This is a genomic window from Dongia sp. (assembly GCF_041905885.1).
GTDB lineage: Bacteria > Pseudomonadota > Alphaproteobacteria > Dongiales > Dongiaceae > Dongia.
In genome coordinates this window covers 371-20968 of the sequence record NZ_JAYRKD010000010.1, presented here as the reverse complement: position 1 = coordinate 20968, position 20598 = coordinate 371, and the positions used below count along the sequence as shown (strand labels likewise).

The window sequence follows — 20598 nt, the reverse complement described above, 5'->3', positions numbered from 1 at the left end:
CACGTTGAGTTGTTGACAGTTAGACGGCGGAACCCGTGACAATTCCATGAATTTGCCTTAAGTCAGGCTCCGCGCCGTTTCGGGGCCGAAAAGGCTGCCGAAACGCGAGACGGGCGCCCGGAAATTTATGATGCGGTTTGGACCATCCACCCTCTCCGAGATCGAGCCGAAATGGCTCCGCGTGACCCTGCGCTGGCTGACGCCGCTGGTCGCGAGCGGGGTGCTATATGCCGCCGCCTACGCGGCTTCGCGCTGGGGCTTCGAGGTTAAGATCCAGTGGGAGCGCGTGCCCTATGACTTCGGGCTGCTGCTGGTGATCGCCTATCTGCTGTTCTGGGCCTCGCGCCGGATCTGGGCCTATCTGCTGCTGCTGACCGTGCTGGTCGGCGTCATCTATATCGGCAGCGCCGCCAAGATCATCTACCTCGACCGGCCGATCATGCCGGAGGACATCTACAACGTCTCGGCGCTGTTCCGCATCCTGGGGGTCTGGGGCTGGCCGGTCGTGGCGCTGCCGCTGGCCGCCCTCGCCGGGCTGTTCCTGTTCAACCTCCGCCTGACGGGGCGACTCAGAAAGACCGCGCTCTCGGCGCTGTTCATCCTGCCGGCGGGAGCCGCGGCGGAGAGCCCGATGCTCTACGAGGCGATGGACAAGTTCTGGGGCAACACGCCCTGGGACCAGCGCGAGAATTATGTCTGGCGCGGCGCCACCGTGCATCTGACCCAGGAGCTCCTCCGCGCCGTCGCCACCCGCCAGGCCCCGCCGCAGGCCGATGACGTCTCGGCCGCGATCGAGCGCCGCCGCGCCGCCGCGGGAGTCGAGTGATGCTGACCCGCCGCCGTCTGTTGAATGGAATTGCCGCCGGCGGTGCGCTGGCCGGCTCGCTGGCGGCCCTGCCGGCCGCGCGCGCCGCATCGAGCACGTTGTTCGGCGCCTCGAAGCTCAGGAACATCCACTTGATCCTGGAAGAGTCCTTCTGGGATCCGTCGGCGCTGACGGCTGCGGGCGTCGAGCAGCCGATCGACCCCCGATTCATGAAGCTCTGGGCCGAGAGCGGCTACACGCATTCACTCTCGCCCGCCTTCGCCGGCCAGACCGCCAATGCCGAGTTCGAGATCCTGACCGGCTTCCCGCTGGACCGCGTCTCGGTGAAGTTCGAGGAAGGCTTCAACGATCATCTGCCGGCGCTGCCGCGGCTCTTGCGGGAGATCGGCTATCGCACCGTCGCCTCGCACCCCAATTCGCCCGGCTTCTGGAATCGCCTGGTCTCCTACGAGAAGCTCGGCTTCGAGACCTTCTGGTCGCTGCCCGATTTCACCCAGGACGACATGGCGGGGCCGTTCCTCTCCGACAAGTCGCTGCATGCCCAGGTCGGCAACAAGCTCGCCGATACCGACGACGGCCGCCCGGTCTTCGACTACACCGTCACTTTCTACGGCCACTGGGGCTACGACGCCTCGAAGTTCCGGCCGCAGGTGATCGACACGGGCTCGCAGGTCGATGAGGTCAACGCCTACATCAACACCGTGCATTACAAGTCGCGGGAGATGATGGACGCGCTGGCGCATTTCCAGGCGAGCGATCCGGATTCCATCATCATCCTGTTCGGCGACCATCTGCCGATCCTGGGGCGGAAGTTCGCCGGTTATGTGGAATCCGGCTTCCTCGCCTCGACCTTCGGCGATTTCACGCCCGACATGTATGCGCGCTCGACCGCAACGCCCCTGGTGGTAATCGACGGCCAGAACGGCCCGGTCAAGCTCGGCAATGTGCCGATGTACCGCCTCGGCAAGGTGCTTCTCGACCTCATCGCCTATGACCAGCCGAGCATGCTGGACCTCGCCTTGCCGCCGAGCCGGACCCTGGAGAATACCGTGCTCCGGCCGCTGCCCGGCGTGGTCGTCAGCTACCAACCCGACGGCTTCGAGCAGCCCCGCGTCTCGCTGCCGGACAAGCCCGGCGCCGAGGACGCCGAGGTGGTCGCCTGGCTCAATGACGTGAAGCTGATCGCATCGGACATCTTCGACGGCCGGCAATTCGCCCTCAAAGGCCTGACCGCCAGCATCTGACATTGAGTTTGTGGCACCCCCTCCCAACCCTCCCCCGAAGGCGGGGGAGGGCTTCGCAATATCTCGCCTTCTACCTCCCCCGCCTTCGGGGGAGGTGAGGTGGGGGTGCAACTGATGACTCTATCCAACATCGCGCATGCTCGTTACATTCGGCGCGGTTTGAAGCTTCTGCCGCAGATTTCCGCCGCGATGGCCCGCATCAAGGAACGACGCTCGCTCCCACCGCTGAATGCGCTCCGCGCCTTCGAGGCGGTCGCGCGTTCGCTGAGCTTCACCCGGGCCGCGGAAGAGCTGCTGGTGACCCAGAGCGCGGTCAGCCGCCAGGTGAAGAACCTGGAAGACATCCTCGGTGTCGCCCTGCTCCGCCGCAAAGCCAACCTGGAGCTGACCGACGAGGGGAAGAGGCTGCTCCCGGTCCTGACCGATGCCTTCGACCGGATCGACGTGGTGGTGGCGGGATTCAAGCGGCAATCGAAGAAGCCGCCGCTGACCATGAGCCTGCCGCCGACCTTTGCGCGCAGGCTGTTCCTGCCGATCTTCCCGGAGTTCCAGAAGCAGCATCCGGATCTCGAGATCCGGATCGAGACTCCGCCGGTCAATGTCGATTTCCGCAATTCCGGCCATGACCTCGCGATCTTCTTCGGCGAGGTCGACACCCCGCCTGAGATGATCGTCGACCTCTTGATGTCCGACCAGATGACGCCGCTGGCCAGCCCGGCCCTGATCAAGGAGGCGAACTGGCCCGATCTCGGCACCATGCTGGCCAAGGCGCAATTGCTGCATATCCGCCAGGGCAACGACCCCTGGTACGACTGGCGCCTGTTCGCCCGCCAGACCGGGTTGACCACGGCCCGGGTCGAGCGCGGGCTGGTGCTGGAGACGGCGGATCAGGCGGTGCAATCGGCGACCAATGGCGGCGGGGTCGCGATCTGCGATCCGCGGCTGTTCCAGGAGGAGATCGCCCAGAAGCGCCTGGCGCCGGTCTTTGAAGTCAGCGTCAATTCCGGCCGGCACTACTACCTGGTGAGCCGCGCCGAAGAGATCGAGATCCCGCGCATCGCCGCCTTCCGCGCCTGGGTCTCCCGCCACTTCGCGGGCGCCTGACCCATCGGATTTCCAGCCGGCCTACCAGCGGGTCCGCTTGCCGCCGCCGAACAGCACGAAATAGCCCAGCACGCCGAGACCGAGGGCGGCGAGGCCGCAGCCCATGATCGCCATCGGCCGGAAGGCCAGCACCTTCTCGGCGAAGACCGCCAGGCCCAGGCCGAACACGATGTCGGCCAGCAGCAATAGAATGACGATGAAATGGAGCGGCTCGCGTTGCAGGATCTCCGGCGTGGGATCCTCCGGGGCCGCATCGGTTGGCACCGCGGCCGGGGCGGCGCCGGGCACGTCGTCCTCCGGACGGGTCATGCTGTCGCGGCCGCCCGGCAAGGAGCGGTCGGCCTGCCTGGTTGCGGTCTTGGCCGGCCGGCGCAGCCCGGCCCGTGCCTTGAGATCATGATCGAATTTCCCCCGACCCGCCGAATCCGGCGGTCCTCTTAGGACCATGATCGGCCTTCGACCGGGCGGCTTCAATCGTTAATTTTGCCGCGGCCGGTCGCTTGCAAAGGGAGCCCAAGGCCCTATATATCCCTGCGGATCAAGCGGTTTACCCGTCGGGATGGGCGCGAGACAAGCCGGTCCGGGCGGGCCATTCAAACATCGAAATAGGGATCCCTGGGCGGTGCCTTGAAGAAGGGCCGCGAGACGGGGTCTGCTGAGGAAAGGACTGTTCCATGAGTAAAGTCATCGGTATCGATCTCGGCACCACCAACTCCTGCGTCGCCGTCATGGAGGGCAAGGACGTCAAGGTGATCGAGAATGCCGAGGGCGCGCGCACCACGCCCTCGATGGTTGCCTTCACCGATTCCGGCGAGCGCCTGGTTGGCCAGGCTTCGAAGCGCCAGGCGGTGACCAACCCGGAAAACACCCTCTTCGCCATCAAGCGCCTGATCGGCCGCCGCATCGACGACCCGATGACGAAGAAGGACAAGGACCTCGTCCCCTACAAGATCGTCAACGGCGACAACGGCGACGCCTGGGTCGAATCCCACGGCAAGAAGTACAGCCCGTCGCAGATCTCCGCCTTCATCCTGCAGAAGATGAAGGAAACCGCCGAGAACTATCTCGGCGAGAAGGTGACCCAGGCGGTCATCACCGTCCCCGCCTATTTCAACGACAGCCAGCGCCAGGCGACCAAGGATGCCGGCAAGATCGCCGGCCTCGACGTGCTGCGCATCATCAACGAGCCGACCGCGGCGGCACTCGCCTACGGAATGGACAAGAAGGGCTCCGGCACGATCGCGGTCTATGACCTCGGCGGCGGCACCTTCGACGTCTCGGTGCTGGAGATCGGCGACGGCGTCTTCGAGGTGAAGTCCACCAACGGCGACACCTTCCTGGGCGGTGAGGACTTCGACGCGCGCATCATCGACTATCTCGCCGACGAGTTCAAAAAGGACCAGGGCATCGACCTCCGCAAGGACAAACTCGCCCTTCAGCGCCTGAAGGAAGCGGCCGAGAAGGCGAAGATCGAGCTTTCGAGCGCGGTGCAGACCGAGGTCAACCTGCCGTTCATCACGGCCGACCAGACCGGTCCGAAGCATCTCAACGTGAAGCTGACCCGCGCCAAGCTGGAAGCGCTGGTCGACGACCTGATCGAACGCACCATGGAGCCTTGCAAGAAGGCGCTCAAGGATGCGGGCCTCAAGGCCTCCGACATCAACGAAGTGATCCTGGTCGGCGGCATGACCCGTATGCCCAAGGTCGGTGAGAAGGTGAAGGAGTTCTTCGGGCGCGAGCCGCATCGCGGCGTGAACCCGGATGAAGTCGTGGCGATCGGCGCCGCGATCCAGGGCGGCGTCCTCAAAGGCGACGTCAAGGACGTGCTGCTGCTCGACGTGACCCCGCTGTCGCTGGGCATCGAGACCCTGGGCGGCGTGTTCACCCGGTTGATCGACCGCAACACCACCATCCCGACCAAGAAGAGCCAGGTGTTCTCCACCGCCGAGGACGGCCAGACCGCGGTCACCATCCGCGTGTTCCAGGGCGAGCGCGAGCTCGCGGCCGACAACAAGATCCTCGGCCAGTTCGACCTGGTCGGCATTCCCGCGGCACCCCGCGGCGTGCCGCAGGTCGAGGTCACCTTCGACATCGACGCCAACGGTATTGTCAACGTCTCGGCCAAGGACAAGGCGACCGGCAAGGAGCAGCAGATCCGCATCCAGGCCTCGGGCGGCTTGAACGACGCCGACATTGAGAAGATGGTGAAGGATGCCGAGAGCCATGCGGCCGAAGACAAGAAGCGCCGCGCGGCGATCGAAGCCAAGAACCAGGCCGAAGCCCTGATCCACAGCGCCGAGAAGCAGCTGAAGGACAGCGGCGACAAGGTGGCGCCCGCCGACAAGTCGGCGGTCGAAACCGCGATCGCGGCCCTGAAGGAAGTGAAGGACGGCGACGACACCGCGGCGATCGAGGCCAAGACCAACGACCTCACCCAGGCGCTGATGAAGGTCGGCGAAGCGCTCTACCGCGCCGGCCAGGACGCCGGCAGCGGCGGTGCGGGCGGCGGTGACGGCGCCTCGGGCGGCGCGGAATCCGGACCCGACCAGGGCGCCGGCGGTGCGGCAGGCAGCGACGAGAAGGTCGTCGATGCCGACTTCGAGGAAGTCGATGACCGGAAGGGCAAGACCGCCTAGTAGCCGGGAGGCATCCGCCTATAACGAAACAGGCCAGGGATAGGATTCGAAAACTCTCCCTGGCCTTTTTTCTTGTCTGATTGTTGAGAGATGAGTACTGACACCTCCACCATGAAGCGCGACTACTACGAAACGCTGGGCGTCGAGAAGGGCGCCAACCCGGACGCCATCAAGAAGGCGTTTCGCAAGCTCGCCATGGACTATCACCCGGACCGCAACCCGGGCGACCAGTCGGCCGAGCAGAAGTTCAAGGAGCTGAACGAGGCCTATGACGTCCTGAAGGACGAGCAGAAGCGCGCGGCCTATGACCGCTTCGGCCATGCCGCCTTCGAGAACGGCGGGATGGGGCGCGGCGGCGCCGGCCAGGGCTTCGCCGGCGGCGGCTTCGATTTCACCGACATCTTCGACGAGATGTTCGGCGAGTTCATGGGCGGCGGCCGGCGCGGCCAGGCCTCGCGCGGCAGAGGCGCCGACCTCCGCTACAACATGGAAATCACCCTGGAAGAGGCCTTCGGCGGCAAGCAGGCCACGATCCGGGTCCCGACCTCGGTCGCCTGCGAGAGCTGCCAGGGCAGCGGCGGCGAGAAAGGCGCGCAGCCGATCTCCTGCCCGGCCTGCCACGGCTACGGCAAGGTCCGCGCGACCCAGGGCTTCTTCACCATCGAGCGCACCTGCGCCGCCTGCCACGGGGCCGGCAAGGTGATCGAGAAGGCCTGCAAGACCTGCAAGGGCTCCGGGCGCACCGCCAAGGAGAAGACTCTGCAGGTGGCGATCCCGGCGGGCGTCGAGGACGGCACCCGCATCCGGTTGGCCGGTGAAGGCGAGGCCGGGATGAACGGCGGACCGGCCGGCGATCTCTACATCTTCATCTCGCTGTCGGCGCATCGCCTGTTCCAGCGCGAGGGTGCGGGCATCCATTGCCGCGTGCCGATCGCCATGGCCACGGCGGCCCTGGGCGGCCAGATCGAGATCCCGACCATCGACGGCAGCAAGGCCAAGGTCTCGGTTCCGGCCGGAACCCAGACCGGCCAGCAGTTCCGCCTCAAGGGCAAGGGAATGTCGGTCCTGCGCTCGCCGGCCCGCGGCGACATGTTCGTCGAGATCGCGGTCGAAACCCCGGCCAACCTGACCAAGAAGCAGCGCGACCTGCTCGAGCAGTTTGACGCCGAATCCCAGGCCAATGCCAAGACCTCCCCGGAATCCGCGGGCTTCTTCGCCCGGGTGAAGGAGTTCTTCGACAACGGCCGCGGCTAGCCCCGCCGGCGCTTGATCCCCACTGGCTCTTGATCTCTGACATTTAGGCTTATTTAACACGCCCTCGTCGACAATTCGGGGAAACCCATTGCCGGAGAAGAACCGCCGGGCCCAAGGCTCGGGCGCGGCGGTCCGAAGCCCCCTTGTCCGATCCGACCGCGGAAGCCCGATATTTCTCAGCGCTGGGTGCCGGCCGGGCGTTGTGCGCGGTATTGAACGCGCCACTGGCGTGGCTGACCTGGACCTATGTCCTGGGGGTGGCGACCGCGATTCCCTACATGATCGATCTCAGCACCAGCCAGCGCTGGCTGTGGTGGGACGGCGTCATCATCTCGGCCGCGGCCACCAGCGGCCTGCAATGGTTGGGTATCGCGCGGTCGAACCGCGATCAGGTGCGCACCGCAGCGGCCTGGATCTCAGCCGGAATCGCCGCCTGGTGGCTGAGCGCGCTCGCCGGGTTCGCCTGCAACATGACGGGCGGCGACTGGGCTCTGTTTCCCTCGCCTGCCAGCGTCGGCTTCATCCTGTTCGTGCCGCTGCTCGGCGTCGGCCTGGTGCTCTACATCCAGCGCGCCGTGCGGCAGTGGTTCAGCATCCCCCTGCTCTGCGATCTCGGCGTTATCGCCGCGACGCTGCTCGTTGTCGTAGGGCTGCCGGTGAACGCCGCCATTCCCTATGGATCGGTCGAGACTCCGATCCGCGTCGCCGTCGTCGTTTATCCGGTAGTCGGCGCGCTGTGCATGGCATTCGGCCTGTTCAGTCTGCTCGCTTACGGCTGGGGCGCGCGGCGCTGGATCCTGGTCCTGCTGCTGCTCGGCGTCGGCTGCGTGGTCGGCGCCGACTTCTTCTTCAGTCTCGCCCGCGTGGACCCGGCCCTCGAATCCGCTGCGCTGCTCTATCCGCTCTGGGGCATTGGCTTCGCCTTCCTCTCCCTCGCCGCCTTCGAGCATCACCGCATCGTCGAGCGGCAGGCTCCGCCCATGGAGTCGCTCCTCCTCAGGGTGCGGCAGGCGCGGCAGGTGCTCCCCGCTTCCGCGCTGATCGCCATCGCCGCGACCGTGATCGCCAACATCGGCCATCTGGATATCGGCGAGGCGGTGTCGCTGCTGCTCCCCGCCCTGCTGCTGCTCGCCGGGAGCTCGAGCACGCGCGGCGCGTGGAATCGCCGGCAGATGCGCGCGCTCCAAGCTCGAAACGAGGCCACCGAGGACGCGCTGCGCCATTCCGAGGCGCGCTTCGGCGCCGTGCTGGAGTTCTCGCCGGACCCGATGCTGGTGATCGACGGCCTGCGCCGCATCTGCGTCGCGGGCAAGGGCGTCGAGAGCGTGTTCGGCCACAGCCGCAGCGAACTGATCGGCCAGAGCATAGACCTGCTGTCGCCGGAGATGTGCGGCGCGCTGCCGATCGAAAGCATCAAGCAACTGACCGCGATCCAGGATGCCGGAACGCTGGCCAGCCATCGCTTCAACGCCATGGGCCGGCGCAAGGACGGGGCCGCGCTGCCGATCGAAGGGCTGGTCTTCCCGTTGAACGGCGGGACGGAGCGCCTGTTCGCCGTCGTCCTGCGTGACATCACTGAGCGCCGCACCGTCGAGCAGGAGCTGCGCGCCGCCCGGGACCGGGCGGAGCTGGCCGACCGCGCCAAGTCCGAGTTCCTGGCCAACATGAGCCACGAGCTCCGGACGCCGCTCAACGCCATCATCGGCTTCGCCGAGATCATCGAGACCCAGGTGTTCGGGTCCGGTGACGGCCGCTATCCCACCTATGCCAAGGACATCCGGCAGAGCGGGCAGCACCTGCTGCGCCTGGTGAAGGACATCCTCGACTTCTCGCGGATCGAGACCAAGAACGTGATGCTGCGCGAGAGCGAGATCGTCATTGCCGACGCGGTCAATGATTGCCTGGGCATGATGCACCTCCGGGCGCGCGAGAGCGGCGTCACGATGCTCGCCGACTTGCCGGCCGCCCTGCCGCACCTCATCGCCGACGAGGTGAAGCTGAAGCAGGTGCTGCTGAACCTGCTCGGCAACGCCGTGAAGTTCACGCCGCGCGGCGGCCGCATCACGATCGGCGCCCGGCACCAGCCGGGGGAGGCACTGATCCTCTCGGTCAGCGATACCGGCATCGGAATGCGAGAGGAGGACATCCCGCTCGCCCTCTCGCCGTTCGGCCAGGTCGCCAGCGCCTTCGCCCGCGAGCACGACGGCCTCGGCCTCGGCCTGCCGCTCGCCCGGCACCTCACCGAGCTGCATCAAGGCAGTCTCGAGATCGTCAGTCGATTGGGTCAGGGCACGACCGTCCATGTGCGCCTGCCCGGCAAGCGGCTGGTCGAGGCGGTCCGACAGCCGCCTCAACTGGTCCAGGCCCGGGCCTGAAAAATCCTTTGATTTTAAGGGTTAAGACTTTCTTCACCGCGTTCTGAGACGATCGTTCCGCAGCCCGCGCAATCCCGCGCGGCGCAAATGGACCCGTATGTCGATCGCCAGTCTCGCGACCTCCGATCAGGATACGACCGCGCGGCGGCGCCTCTGGCTTCTAACCGGCTGGATCGGCGCCCTGGTGCTCTATGCCGTCCTGCAGTTCGGGATGACCGAGCGCGGCTCGTTTCGCGCCGCCTTCCTGATCGATTTCGCCTGGACCCTGGCGGCGCTGGTCGCGGCCCAGCAATGCGCCCAGACCGCCATCCGGTTCCGCGGCCGCGAGCGGCTGGCCTGGGCCTGCTTCGCCGGCGCCAGCGGCGTCTGGCTGCTCGGGCAGCTCTACTGGAACGTCGCCGAGCTCTGGCTCGGCAAGCCGCCGCAGTTCCCGGCCTGGTGCGATCTCGGCTATCTCGGATTCCCGGTGCTGGCGGTGGCCGGCCTGCTGATCTCGATCCGCCGCGTCGAGCTTCGCAGCGGCTTCCTGCGCCCGCTCACCAATCTCGGCATGATCACCATCGCGCTCTACACGACGCTCGGCATGCTGATGCATGATTCGCTGGCCGCAACGTCGAGCTCGATCGTCGCCGCCGTCGCGGGCGCCGCCTATCCTTTCCTCTACGGCACCGCCTTCCTGTTCGCCTTGAGCGCGCTCGCGATCTATTCCGAGCCCAGGAAACGCTTCATCGCGCTGCTGCAGACCGGCGCGCTCGGCGTGCTCTGCGTCGCCGCGACCAACTGGGGCATCGGCATGCTCGGCGCGAACTATCTGCCGGGCGCGCTGGCCGAGCCGATCTGGCTGGTCGGTTTCGGGCTGCTCAGCTGGGCGGCCTGGGAGCGCAAGAACCAGCCGGCGCTGCTGGAGCGCATGCGCGCGCCGGAGCCGCAGACCCAGTGGCTGGAGCCGATCCTGCCCATGGTCGCGCTGATCGCGATCTTCGCGGCCGTCGCTTCCGACGGGGACGGGCTGCAGCTCGGCGAGGTGCACTTCATCCTGCTGCCGGGCGGCATCCTGTTCGCGTTCCTGCTGGCGGCGGCCGAATGGGTCAGCCGCGGCGCCGAGGCGAAGCTGCGGCGTCGCGCCGAGACCGCGTTGCGCGCGCTGCAGGTCTCGGAGGAACGCCTGGCCTCGATCCTGGAGATCGCGCCGGAAGCCATCGTCGCCGCCGACCGCGACAGTCGCATCGAGCTTTTCAACCGCGGCGCCGAGCACGTGTTCGGCTATTCCGCCGCCGAGGTGATCGGCCGGCCGATCGAGATCCTGCTGCCCGAGCGCATCCGCAGCCGCCTGCTGCCGCAGGATGGACGCCGTGTCGCCGGCAAGCTCTGGGCCGCCGAGTTCGACGCGCAGCAGGAGATGTTCGGCCTGCGGCGCGACGGCAGCGAGTTCCCCGCGGAAGCCTCGGTGTTCCAGCTCGCGACCGACGACGAGCTCGCCTTCGCCCTCATCCTGCGCGACGTCACCGACCGCAAGCGCCAGGAGCGCGATCTCCGCCACGCCAAGGAGACCGCGGAGCTCGCCAACCGCGCGAAGTCCGAGTTCCTGGCCAACATGTCGCACGAGCTCCGCACGCCGCTGAACGCGATCATCGGCTTCTCGCAGATCATCAATTCGCGGATGTTCGGCGCCGATATCGACCGCTATGTCGATTACGCCCACGACATCCACAACAGCGGCAAGGACCTCCTGAAGATCATCAACGACATCCTCGATCTCTCGAAGATCGAGGCCGGGCAGATGAATCTCTCCGACCAGGCGGTCGATCTCGACCGCGTCATCACCGGCTGCATCAAGGTGGTGGCCGAGCGCGCCCAGCGCGGCCGCATCACCATCGAGCGCAACCTGCCCGAAGCGCTGCCGCGGCTCTGGGCCGACGAGCTCAGGGTCAAGCAGATGGTCAACAACCTGCTGACCAATGCGGTGAAGTTCACCGAGGCCGGCGGCCGGGTCGTGATCTCGGTGCGGCCGAGCTACACGCCGGGCGGCCATCCGGACGGCGTCGATATCGTGGTGCGCGACACCGGCATCGGCATGGACCCGTCGGAGATCCCGGTCGCACTCTCGCCCTTCGGCCAGGTCGACCAGGGCCTCGCCCGCCGCCATGAAGGAACCGGGCTGGGTCTGCCGCTGGTCCGGCGGATGATCGAGCTGCACCAGGGCCAGTTGAGCCTCTCCAGCGCCCGCGGCAAGGGCACCACCGCGACCCTCCACTTTCCCGCCAACCGCGTGGTCGCGCACGAACTCGCCAGCTGAACGGCTTGCGATACCAACAGGATATCCACAGAGCCTGTTGCTGATTCGTCGCAGAACGGATTAGATACCGCCCCGGGTATCAGGGGGTTGCATGGCTACGAAATCACTGCGCCGCAGCACGCCGCCGAAGGCTTCGAAGGTCGTCGCCGCGAAGCCGGGCAAGGCGAGCGCCGCCAAGCCGACTGCGTCTAAGACTTTGGAAAAGAACAAGAAACCGGAGAAGCCGACAGCCACCCCGGCAAAGCCCGTGGCCAAGCCGGCCGCACCCGCCCTGAAACGCGGCAGCAATGGCGCCATTCGGGTCGGGATCGCCGGCTGCGCCGGACGGATGGGGCAGATGCTGCTGAAGCTGCTGATCTCGGCGCCGGGCGTGCTGGTGGTCGGCGGCACCGAACGCCGGGGCTCGCATGTGCTCGGCCGCGACCTCGGCGCGCTGGCCGGCGGCGAGCCTTTGGGCATCATCATCGGCGACAACCCCGAGCCCCTGTTCGAGCAGGCCGACGTGGTGGTCGATTTCACCAGTCCCTCGGCGACCGCGCAGCACGCGACCCTGGCCGCCAAGACCGGCACCGCGCATGTGATCGGCACCACCGGGCTCGACAACGACCAGATGGCGGCGATCAGCCGCGCGGCGCAGCGGGTGCCGATCGTGCTCGCCTCCAACATGAGCCTCGGCGTCAATCTGATCGAACAGGTGGTCGAGGAGATCTCGCGCATCCTCGACACCGACTGGGACATCGAGGTCGTGGAGATGCATCACCGGCACAAGGTCGATGCGCCCTCGGGCACCGCGATCTCGCTGGGCGAGGCCGCCGCGAAGGGCCGGGGCGTGCAGCTCCGCCGCGTCTCCAAGCGCGGCCGCGACGGCCAGGTCGGCCCGCGGGTCCGCGGCGAGATCGGCTTCGCGGCGATCCGCGGCGGCGACGTGGTCGGCGACCATACGGTGATCTTCGCCGCCGACGGCGAGCGGATCGAAGTCACGCACAAGGCGTCCAGCCGCGAGATCTTCGGCCGCGGCGCGGTCAAGGCCGTGCTCTGGGCCGCGGGCAAGCGCGCCGGGCTCTACAGCATGAAGGACGTGCTCGGTTTCAACCTGGGTTCGTCGTCTTCGTCAGCGAGCGGTCCGGCATAAGCCGCGGCAACGCCAGGCCCGCCAGGATCAGCGCCAGCGCCACCAGCGCGTTCAAATGCGGCTGCTCGCCGAGCAGCAGGTAGCCGTAGCCGAGCGCCAGCACCGGCACCAGGTAGTTGTTGAACGAGGCGAAGCCGGCGCCGATCCGCCGCATGATGATGTAGAAGAGCAGGTTGCCGCAGCCGGTCGAGATGACACCGAGCCAGGACGCGGCCGCGACCGCCTGTCCTTGCCAGTCGATCGCCCAGGGCCGGTCGTGGATCAGCCAGACCGGCAGCAGCACGATCAACCCGGCGAGCAGGATGACACCGACCAGCATCTCCGCCGGCAGCTGCGGCAGGCGCCGCGCGGTGACGCCGTAGAGCGAATAGCTGAAGCACCCACCGATGATCAGCAGCTGGCCGATCACCTGATCGCCGAGGCCGCGCAAGGCATCGACGCCGACCAGCACGACCACGCCGGCGAAGCCGAGCAGCACGCCGATCAGCTTTGGCAGCCGCAGGCGTTCGTCATGGGTGAAGAAATGCGCCAGGATCACCACCAGCAGCGGGATCACCGCCATCAGGATGCCGGCCAATTGCGAGGTGGTGCTCTGCTCGCCCCAACCGATCAGGAAGAAGGGCAGCGCATTGCCGACCACGCCGAGGAACAGGATTCGCAGCCAGAGGCCGCGGCTGCCGAAGGACGGCCATTGCTGCCCGCGCGCGCGGGCAATCGCAAGCAGCATGGCGGCGCCGACGCCGATGCGCAGCAGCGCCAGGGTCATCGGCGGCATCGCATGCTCGACCGCGATTTTGATCGCCAGGAAAGACGAGCCCCAGAGCAGCGAGAGCAGGATCAACAGGCCGTAATCGGCGAGGCCGGGATGCCGGATCTCGCCGGCGGGTGAAGGCGTGTTCATGCTGCGGTCAGCCGAGGGACGGACTGCTCCGGTGACGGGCCAGCACGGCCTGGAGCTCGCGGGCAAGATCGCGGCGCTCCTGGCCGGAGAGGAATACACCGAGCCGGATCGAGCGGCCGTGCGAGCGCAAATAGAGCGCGTTGTCGGGTTCCTCGGCGCGCTCGAGGATGACGTTCAGCCAATAGGGCTGCAGCTGTTCCTTGGTATGGCCGCCGCGCTTGTCGTAGCGCTCGAACACCAGATGATCGGCGTAGAGACGGATCCGCTCGGCGCGATCGTCGCCGCTGTGATGCCGGCGGAACAGGAACCAGAACAGCAGCCATTCGCCGCCGAGGAAGCCGAAGATCGGCCAGGCGCCGAGCGCGAGAAACACCAGGCCATAGAGCAAGACGATCGCCGCGGTGCCGGCGATCAGGATCGCATAGCCCTTCCGGCCGAGCGAGCGGTGCGGATAGAGCAGCGCCTCGAAGACCGGGCGTTCTTGCGACGGCTTATTCTCTGACTCTTGGTGGTCCATGGCCGCGGAGTATAGACTTGCGGCCCCCGGGAGCAAGCAAGCCCACTGAAAACCTTGGCATGTTGAAGCGACCACAAATCGAAGAGTTCTTCGCGCGCCTGCAGAAGGCGATGCCCGATCCGCGCGGCGAGCTCCAATACATCAACCCTTATACGCTGCTGGTGGCGGTGGTGCTGTCGGCGCAGGCGACCGATGCCTCGGTCAACAAGGCAACCGAGCCTTTGTTCAAGATCGCCGACACGCCGGAGAAGATGGTGAAGCTCGGCGAGGCGAAGCTCAAAGGCTTCATCAAGACCATCGGCCTCTTCAACACCAAAGCGAAGAACGTCATCAGACTTTCCGAGATGCTGATCGCCGAGCACGGCAGCCAGGTGCCGGCCGATCGCGAGGTGCTGCAGTCGCTGCCGGGCGTCGGCCGCAAGACCGCGAACGTGGTGCTCAACATCGCCTTCGGCCAGGAGACGATGGCGGTGGACACGCATATCTTCCGGGTCGGCAACCGCACCGGCCTGGCGCCGGGCAAGGACGTGCTGCAAGTCGAGCTCCAGCTGGAGAAGCGCGTGCCCAAGCCCTACCGGCTCCACGCCCATCACTGGCTGATCCTGCACGGCCGCTATGTCTGCAAGGCCCGCAAGCCCGATTGCCCGGTCTGCGTGGTGCGCGATATCTGCCAGTACAAGGCCAAGACGACGAATGAGTAATGATATTGCGTCTGATGGCGGCTGATTTTTGGGCGTTATCAACGATTTGGCGAGCGGTTGACAGTACTCACACTATGGTGTACGGTCTTGCCGACCTCCGGAGCAGCGACAGAGAATCCGCCAGCTGCCCCTGCTGAGGGCCAATCCCCGCGAAGCCAATTTTGAATCGAGCGACGAGCACCACTCGGACGAGTTGCCGAGTTGCTTAGTCTAGCCAGTAGCGGCGAGCGGAATAGAACTACTGCGCCGAAGCGGTCGGGCGCTCGAGCAGGGACTTCAGGCAGCGCGAGGTTGGCGACGGCTCGGCGCTGCGGGAGCGGGCTTCGACATAGGTGACTTTGAGCGCGCCGGCGTCATCGTCGTAGAGATAGAGATCGACCACGCAGTCGCCGGTCACGTATTGCCAGACCTGGGCGCTGAGCTCGCGGCGCACCTGCGCGGGCTTGCCGAGCACACGGCGCAGCGCCGAATGGTCGAGGCCGAGCAATTCCTTGGGATCGCCGGAGAGCCGCAAGGCGGTCGGCAGGATCGCGTCGCTCTGGGCGACGGCCGGCGTCGCGGCGAGCGGTGTCGGCTTCGGCAGCGCGTCGGGCGCCGTGGATTGGGCGGTCTCCGCCTGGGCCGTGTCGGTTTGCGCGGGCGCGGGCTGGTTGGCGGCGCCAGCCGTCCTCAACTGGTGCTGCGGCACTTGGCAGGCGGCGAGGAGGAGGGTAGCGGAAGCGGCGGTGAGCATCGGGGTGAGTCTGCTGCCCGCGAACCTTATCCGGCCCGCGCCCAGCGACAACTTCCCCCGCAAGCCCAACATGCACTGCACCCGGCTCCGGCCGGGCCCCAACTCGGGACTTCAAGTAACGCCCAGTCTGGGCGCCGAGATGATCAGGATCCCGGCCGCGGCACCGCCCCGATGAAGGCGCCGCGGCCGAAGCCCTGTGGTTCGATCAGCCGACCGCCGCGGTCGGGGCCTGCATGATCTGCGCTTCGGGGAGGACTTCCACCTCGCCGGAGAGCACGCCGCCCCGCTCGATCTCGAGCTGGCCGTAGCGGATCTTGCCCAGCACCTTGCCGCCGGCGCGCACGATCAGGCGCTGACGCGCGGTCAGGTCGCCATCGAAACGCCCGCTGATATCGGCGACGTCGACTTCAGCCGCGCCCTTGAACTCGCCGGGCCCCATGATCTCGATGTTCTTGCAGTCCTGCAGCACCGCTTCGACGCGGCCCTCGACCACCAGCGTGTCGCAAGTGCGGATCTCGCCGTTGAGCGAGATGTCGCGACCGACGATCAGCTTCTTGTGCTCGGGCTCCATCGCCGAGGTCGGCTTCGCGGGCTGCGCCGCGGCCGCCGGCTGTGCGCCGCGGCCCGGGCCGAAGACCGAAAGGTCCGGCCCGCGACGGGCGATTTCCGGATTGACCGCCGGGCGGCTGGCCGGTTGAGCACCGGCGGCATCCGACCGCTGATAGTTGCGCGGGGCCGCCTCCGCGGCTTCCTTGGCCTGCTCGGCGGCGATTTCGTCGTCCCTTTTCTTACCAAACATTATGGTTACCTTCTCTTAACTAGTTAGCCCCCGAAGGCGGACGCCGGGTCACCGAAGCAGCCCGATCGCTCTCAAGTTTTACCACGGATTCAAAAAGATGCACCATAAAAGCAGTGGCGATGATGGGCGCGATCAAATTCACAAACGGGATTGTGGAAATGAAAGCAATTAACACTCCACCGAGGGTGAATTGGCCTTTGTGAGCACGGTAGAGCTGCTTGGCGACCGGCCGCTGCAGCCGGCGGAAGGCCGGCATTTCGTAATACTCGCGGCCGAGCAGCCAGCCGTTCACGCCATAGACGATCACGGCGTAGAGCGGCGGGAAGATGACGAAGGGCAAGGCCAGGATATTTACAATCAGCGATAGAGCGGCCAGTTTCACGCCATCGAAAATCACCGACCAGAGCGGAACCTCGAGAGGCGCCGGTCGGCCCGGATAATGCCGCGCTTCGACCGCATCGATCACGCGGTCAGCGAAGATCGCGCTGATCGCCGCGGCGAGCGCCGGAAAAGTGAACCAGGCGATCACAACCGTGCCGAGCAGGCCGGCGAACTGTGCCGCGTCGCCCCACCAGCCGCTCAAACCCGAGAGCCAACCGACCAGGTACCAGGCCAGCAAGGCCACGGCGATGAACACGGCGATCGTGAGGGCGATGCTGAGGCCGATCAGCTTCTGGATCCTCGGGTCGCCGAGCTGGCCGAGGGCTTTGGAAACGGCTGCGAACAAGGAATTTACCCCGCTGTCCCAAAGGTATGACCGAGCAGATTTAGGGGGTCGCCGGACCCGCCGCAATGCCCGGCTTTCCGTCGACTCGGGGTGTGCGGGATTGCGGCGCTTCGGCTTGTGCCGGGCGCGCCGATCCCTATACTGCGCCGGCTTTCGCGCCCGCAGCACAGTCTTAAATTCGGGCCTTCGCCCGGGGGCACAGTCGGGCACGCCCCAGGAATGGTTTATTAGATGCCGGACAAGCATTTTGACGTTTGCGGCATCGGCAACGCGATTGTCGATGTCTTCTCCCATTGCGAGGAAGAGTTCCTGACCCGCATGTCGCTGACGAAGGGCGCCATGATGCTGGTCGACCCGAAGCGGTCGGGCGAGCTCTATGACGCGATGGGTCCGGCGGTCGAAGTCTCCGGCGGCGCCGCGGCCAACACCATCGCCGGCATCGCCAGCCTCGGCGGCACGGCGGCCTATATCGGCAAGGTCGGCAATGACCAGCTGGGCGGCATCTTCCGCCACGACATCCGCGCCGCCGGCGTGCATTTCGAGACCGCCAGCGTCGCCAGCGACACGCCGACCGCGCGCAGCATGATCTTCGTGACGCCGGATGCCGAGCGCACGATGAACACCTATCTCGGCGCCTGCGTCGAGCTCACCCCCGACGACGTCGATCCCCAGGTGATCCAGCATGCGAAGGTGACCTATCTTGAGGGCTATCTCTGGGATCCGCCGCTGGCCAAGCAGGCCTTCCTGAAGGCCGCCGATCTCGCCCACCAGGCCGGCCGGCAGATCGCGCTGACGCTTTCGGATTCCTTCTGCGTGATCCGCTACCTGAAGGAGTTCCAGGATCTGGTGCGCGAGCATGTCGATATCCTGTTCGCCAACGAGGGCGAGATCAAAGCGCTCTGGGAAACCGACAACTACGAAGAGGCGGTGCAGATCACCCGCGGCGCCTGCGATCTCGCGGCCTTGACCCGCAGCGAGAAGGGCTCGCTGATCGTGACCCCGGAGACGGTCGTCGAAGTGCCGGCCTGGCCGGTGCCGCGGATCGTTGACCTGACCGGCGCCGGCGATCTCTTCGCCGCCGGGTTCCTCTACGGCTATACGCAGGGGCGCAACCACGCCGATTGCGGCCGGATCGGCAGCCTCGCCGCCGGCGAGGTGATCAGCCATTACGGCGCGCGGCCGGAAACGCCGCTTTCCGAACTGCTGCTGCAAAGCGTGTAACGGAGAGACGGTAACGTGACCTGGCCAGGTTGGATGCGCGCCTAGCACTCGTCATCCTCCGCCCCGGAGGCGAAGGCCGACCTTCGTCGGCGGGGCGGAGGATCCACGAGTTTGAATCCCGTCACACGAGAGCAACTCGTGGATGGTCCGCCACAGCAAACGAAAGTTTGCATTCGCAAACGGTGGACCATGACGATCACAAAAATGCTCTTCCTCGGAATCCGGGAAAGAGCGCTGAAAGAGATGAGTTTGTAGTTATGCAGCTTCGCAACATCGCCATCATCGCCCATGTCGACCACGGCAAGACCACGCTGGTCGATCAGCTCCTGAAGCAGTCGGGCTCGTTCCGCGCCAACCAGCAGGTGATGGAGCGGGTCATGGACTCCAACGATCTCGAGCGCGAGCGTGGGATCACGATTCTCGCCAAGTGCACCTCGGTGCAGTGGAAGGACGTGCGCATCAACATCGTCGATACGCCGGGCCACGCCGATTTCGGCGGCGAGGTCGAGCGCATCCTCTCGATGGTGGACGGCGTGGTGGTGCTGGTGGACGCGGCCGAAGGCCCGCTGCCGCAGACCAAGTTCGTGACCGGCAAGGCGCTGAAGCGCGGGCTGCGCCCGATCGTGATGATCAACAAATGCGACCGGCCCGACGCCGAGCCGCATGTGGTGCATGACGCGGTGTTCGATCTGTTCGCCGCACTCGATGCCAACGACCAGCAGCTCGATTTCCCGACCCTGTTCGCCTCGTCGAAGCAGGGCTGGGCGGCGGAGAGCCTGGAAGCCGAGCGCGTCGATCTCTCGCCGCTGTTCGACCTGGTGGTGCGGCATGTGCCGTCGCCGACCGTGGACACGGATGGCCCCTTCGCGATGCTGGCGACCACCCTCGAATACGACAACTATCTCGGCCGCGTGCTGACCGGGCGGATCGAGAGCGGCAAGGCCCAGATCAACATGGCGGTGAAGTCGCTGCGCCCCGACGGGACGCAGATCGAAGCCGGGCGCCTCACCAAGCTGCTGGCCTTCCGCGGCATCGAGCGCGTGCCGGTGGATACGGCCGAAGCCGGCGACATCATCGCGATCGCGGGCCTGACCGATACGACGGTCGCCGACACGATCTGCGAACCGCAGATGGAGAACCCGCTGCATGCCCAGCCGGTCGATCCGCCGACCCTGGCCATGACCTTCTCGGTCAACAACTCGCCGCTGGCCGGACGCGAGGGCGACAAGGTGACGAGCCGCATGATCCGCGCGCGGCTGATGCGCGAATCCGAGGGCAACGTCGCCTTCCGCATCACCGAGACCGGCGACAAGGACGCGTTCGAAGTCGCCGGCCGCGGCGAATTGCAATTGGGCGTGCTGATCGAGACCATGCGCCGCGAGGGCTTCGAGCTCTCGATCAGCCGGCCGCGCGTGCTCTATCGCACCAACGAGCAGACCGGCGAGCGCCAGGAGCCGATCGAGGAAGTGGTGATCGACGTCGATGAAGGCTTCTCCGGCGTGGTCATCGACAAGCTCGGCCAGCGCCGCGGCGAATTGGTCGAGATGAAGCCGTCGGGCGGCGCGAAGACCCGCCTGGTCCTGCACGTGCCGTCGCGCGGCATGATCGGCTATCATGGCGAGTTCCTGACCGACACCCGCGGCACCGGCGTGATGAGCCGGCTGTTCCACGCCTATGGCCCCTACAAGGGCCCGATCGAGGGGCGGCGCAACGGCGTGCTGATCTCCAACAGCGACGGCGCCTCGGTGGCCTACGCGCTGTGGTATCTGGAAGAGCGCGGCCAGATGTTCATCAACCCGGGCGAAGCCGTCTACGAGGGCATGATCATCGGCGAGCACACCCGCAGCAACGACCTCGAGGTCAATCCGCTGCGCTCGAAGCAGCTCACCAACATCCGCACCACGTCGAAGGACGAAGCCATCCGCCTGACGCCGCCGCGGCAGATGAGCCTCGAACAGGCGCTCGCCTACATCCAGGACGACGAGCTGGTCGAGGTGACGCCGAAGTCGGTGCGGCTCAGGAAAGCGCTGCTGAGCCCACATGACCGCAAGAAGGCGGAACGCGCGGCGGAAGCGGAAGCGGTTTAGGGTTTCTCGGACAGACCGAGCGACCCCTCACCCCGCCCTCTCCCG

Annotated in this window: 17 protein-coding genes; 11 read left to right on the top strand and 6 right to left on the bottom strand. The window is 66.5% G+C overall.

The window, feature by feature from the left end; genetic code table 11:
- Window positions 1-130: 130 nt before the first annotated feature.
- The 3 genes from ACH2CY_RS12170 (at window position 131) to ACH2CY_RS12160 (ending at window position 3174) form a co-directional block, all read left to right on the top strand.
- Window positions 131-826: a hypothetical protein gene (locus ACH2CY_RS12170; protein ID WP_395019362.1), complete on the top strand. Its 696-nt coding sequence runs from the start codon at window positions 131-133 to the stop codon at window positions 824-826.
- Complete coding sequence (locus ACH2CY_RS12165) at window positions 826-2070, top strand: LTA synthase family protein (RefSeq protein ID WP_395019360.1); 1245 nt, start codon at window positions 826-828, stop codon at window positions 2068-2070. The genes ACH2CY_RS12170 and ACH2CY_RS12165 overlap by 1 nt, the downstream gene beginning before the upstream one ends.
- A 114-nt stretch (window positions 2071-2184) precedes the next feature.
- Window positions 2185-3174 carry a LysR substrate-binding domain-containing protein gene (locus ACH2CY_RS12160; protein ID WP_395019359.1) on the top strand — a complete coding sequence of 330 codons (990 nt, stop codon included), beginning with the start codon at window positions 2185-2187 and terminating at the stop codon, window positions 3172-3174.
- Window positions 3175-3195: 21 nt separating this feature from the next.
- Here ACH2CY_RS12160 and ACH2CY_RS12155 read toward each other — a convergent pair whose 3' ends face one another.
- Window positions 3196-3621: a hypothetical protein gene (locus ACH2CY_RS12155; RefSeq protein ID WP_395019357.1), complete on the bottom strand. Its 426-nt coding sequence runs from the start codon at window positions 3619-3621 to the stop codon at window positions 3196-3198.
- Between the two features lie 227 nt (window positions 3622-3848).
- Here ACH2CY_RS12155 and dnaK point away from each other — a divergent pair, with 227 nt between their 5' ends.
- The 5 genes from dnaK (at window position 3849) to dapB (ending at window position 12867) form a co-directional block, all read left to right on the top strand.
- Window positions 3849-5810 carry a molecular chaperone DnaK gene (dnaK, locus tag ACH2CY_RS12150; protein WP_395019355.1) on the top strand — a complete coding sequence of 654 codons (1962 nt, stop codon included), beginning with the start codon at window positions 3849-3851 and terminating at the stop codon, window positions 5808-5810.
- A gap of 90 nt (window positions 5811-5900) precedes the next feature.
- Window positions 5901-7064, top strand: a complete 1164-nt coding sequence (gene dnaJ, locus ACH2CY_RS12145; RefSeq protein ID WP_395019354.1) for a molecular chaperone DnaJ — start codon at window positions 5901-5903, stop codon at window positions 7062-7064.
- 212 nt (window positions 7065-7276) lie between these two features.
- The gene (locus ACH2CY_RS12140; protein ID WP_395019353.1) at window positions 7277-9439 is read left to right on the top strand and encodes an ATP-binding protein; all 2163 of its coding nucleotides are present in this window, start codon (window positions 7277-7279) and stop codon (window positions 9437-9439) included.
- A gap of 97 nt (window positions 9440-9536) precedes the next feature.
- Window positions 9537-11735, top strand: a complete 2199-nt coding sequence (locus ACH2CY_RS12135) for an ATP-binding protein (protein ID WP_395019352.1) — start codon at window positions 9537-9539, stop codon at window positions 11733-11735.
- 295 nt (window positions 11736-12030) lie between these two features.
- Window positions 12031-12867 (top strand): 4-hydroxy-tetrahydrodipicolinate reductase, encoded by an 837-nt coding sequence (gene dapB, locus ACH2CY_RS12130; RefSeq protein WP_395019632.1) that lies wholly within the window; start codon window positions 12031-12033, stop codon window positions 12865-12867.
- Here dapB and ACH2CY_RS12125 read toward each other — a convergent pair.
- A complete protein-coding gene (locus ACH2CY_RS12125; protein WP_395019351.1) occupies window positions 12824-13768 on the bottom strand; it encodes a DMT family transporter in 945 nt (314 codons plus the stop codon). The genes dapB and ACH2CY_RS12125 overlap by 44 nt on opposite strands.
- A gap of 7 nt (window positions 13769-13775) precedes the next feature.
- A complete protein-coding gene (locus ACH2CY_RS12120; RefSeq protein WP_395019349.1) occupies window positions 13776-14285 on the bottom strand; it encodes a DUF2244 domain-containing protein in 510 nt (169 codons plus the stop codon).
- Window positions 14286-14344: 59 nt separating this feature from the next.
- On the opposite strand from ACH2CY_RS12120, the gene nth reads away from it, so the two are divergent.
- Window positions 14345-14986, top strand: a complete 642-nt coding sequence (gene nth, locus ACH2CY_RS12115; protein WP_395019348.1) for an endonuclease III — start codon at window positions 14345-14347, stop codon at window positions 14984-14986.
- 238 nt (window positions 14987-15224) lie between these two features.
- Here nth and ACH2CY_RS12110 read toward each other — a convergent pair whose 3' ends face one another.
- From ACH2CY_RS12110 to ACH2CY_RS12100, 3 genes are all read right to left on the bottom strand, one after another.
- Window positions 15225-15719, bottom strand: coding sequence for a hypothetical protein (locus ACH2CY_RS12110; RefSeq protein WP_395019347.1), 495 nt, complete (start codon window positions 15717-15719; stop codon window positions 15225-15227).
- 205 nt (window positions 15720-15924) lie between these two features.
- Window positions 15925-16518: a polymer-forming cytoskeletal protein gene (locus ACH2CY_RS12105; RefSeq protein ID WP_395019346.1), complete on the bottom strand. Its 594-nt coding sequence runs from the start codon at window positions 16516-16518 to the stop codon at window positions 15925-15927.
- A gap of 19 nt (window positions 16519-16537) precedes the next feature.
- Window positions 16538-17245 (bottom strand): EI24 domain-containing protein, encoded by a 708-nt coding sequence (locus ACH2CY_RS12100; protein WP_395019345.1) that lies wholly within the window; start codon window positions 17243-17245, stop codon window positions 16538-16540.
- Between the two features lie 231 nt (window positions 17246-17476).
- On the opposite strand from ACH2CY_RS12100, the gene ACH2CY_RS12095 reads away from it, so the two are divergent.
- Both ACH2CY_RS12095 and typA read left to right on the top strand, forming a co-directional pair.
- Window positions 17477-18466 (top strand): adenosine kinase, encoded by a 990-nt coding sequence (locus ACH2CY_RS12095; protein WP_395019343.1) that lies wholly within the window; start codon window positions 17477-17479, stop codon window positions 18464-18466.
- A 257-nt stretch (window positions 18467-18723) separates the two neighbouring features.
- The gene (gene typA, locus ACH2CY_RS12090; RefSeq protein ID WP_395019341.1) at window positions 18724-20553 is read left to right on the top strand and encodes a translational GTPase TypA; all 1830 of its coding nucleotides are present in this window, start codon (window positions 18724-18726) and stop codon (window positions 20551-20553) included.
- Window positions 20554-20598 lie beyond the last annotated feature (45 nt).

What these genes read in the sequence shown, in the direction of transcription:
- ACH2CY_RS12135 (WP_395019352.1), top strand. Translation starts at nt 9,537, where the DNA reads ATGTCGATCGCCAGTCTCGCGACCTCCGATCAGGATACGACCGCGCGG.
- ACH2CY_RS12155 (WP_395019357.1), bottom strand. Translation starts at nt 3,621, where the DNA reads ATGGTCCTAAGAGGACCGCCGGATTCGGCGGGTCGGGGGAAATTCGAT.
- dnaJ (WP_395019354.1), top strand. Translation starts at nt 5,901, where the DNA reads ATGAGTACTGACACCTCCACCATGAAGCGCGACTACTACGAAACGCTG.
- ACH2CY_RS12105 (WP_395019346.1), bottom strand. Translation starts at nt 16,518, where the DNA reads ATGTTTGGTAAGAAAAGGGACGACGAAATCGCCGCCGAGCAGGCCAAG.
- ACH2CY_RS12125 (WP_395019351.1), bottom strand. Translation starts at nt 13,768, where the DNA reads ATGAACACGCCTTCACCCGCCGGCGAGATCCGGCATCCCGGCCTCGCC.
- ACH2CY_RS12095 (WP_395019343.1), top strand. Translation starts at nt 17,477, where the DNA reads ATGCCGGACAAGCATTTTGACGTTTGCGGCATCGGCAACGCGATTGTC.
- ACH2CY_RS12165 (WP_395019360.1), top strand. Translation starts at nt 826, where the DNA reads ATGCTGACCCGCCGCCGTCTGTTGAATGGAATTGCCGCCGGCGGTGCG.
- ACH2CY_RS12120 (WP_395019349.1), bottom strand. Translation starts at nt 14,285, where the DNA reads ATGGACCACCAAGAGTCAGAGAATAAGCCGTCGCAAGAACGCCCGGTC.
- typA (WP_395019341.1), top strand. Translation starts at nt 18,724, where the DNA reads ATGCAGCTTCGCAACATCGCCATCATCGCCCATGTCGACCACGGCAAG.
- dnaK (WP_395019355.1), top strand. Translation starts at nt 3,849, where the DNA reads ATGAGTAAAGTCATCGGTATCGATCTCGGCACCACCAACTCCTGCGTC.
- ACH2CY_RS12110 (WP_395019347.1), bottom strand. Translation starts at nt 15,719, where the DNA reads ATGCTCACCGCCGCTTCCGCTACCCTCCTCCTCGCCGCCTGCCAAGTG.
- ACH2CY_RS12170 (WP_395019362.1), top strand. Translation starts at nt 131, where the DNA reads ATGCGGTTTGGACCATCCACCCTCTCCGAGATCGAGCCGAAATGGCTC.
- nth (WP_395019348.1), top strand. Translation starts at nt 14,345, where the DNA reads ATGTTGAAGCGACCACAAATCGAAGAGTTCTTCGCGCGCCTGCAGAAG.
- ACH2CY_RS12160 (WP_395019359.1), top strand. Translation starts at nt 2,185, where the DNA reads ATGACTCTATCCAACATCGCGCATGCTCGTTACATTCGGCGCGGTTTG.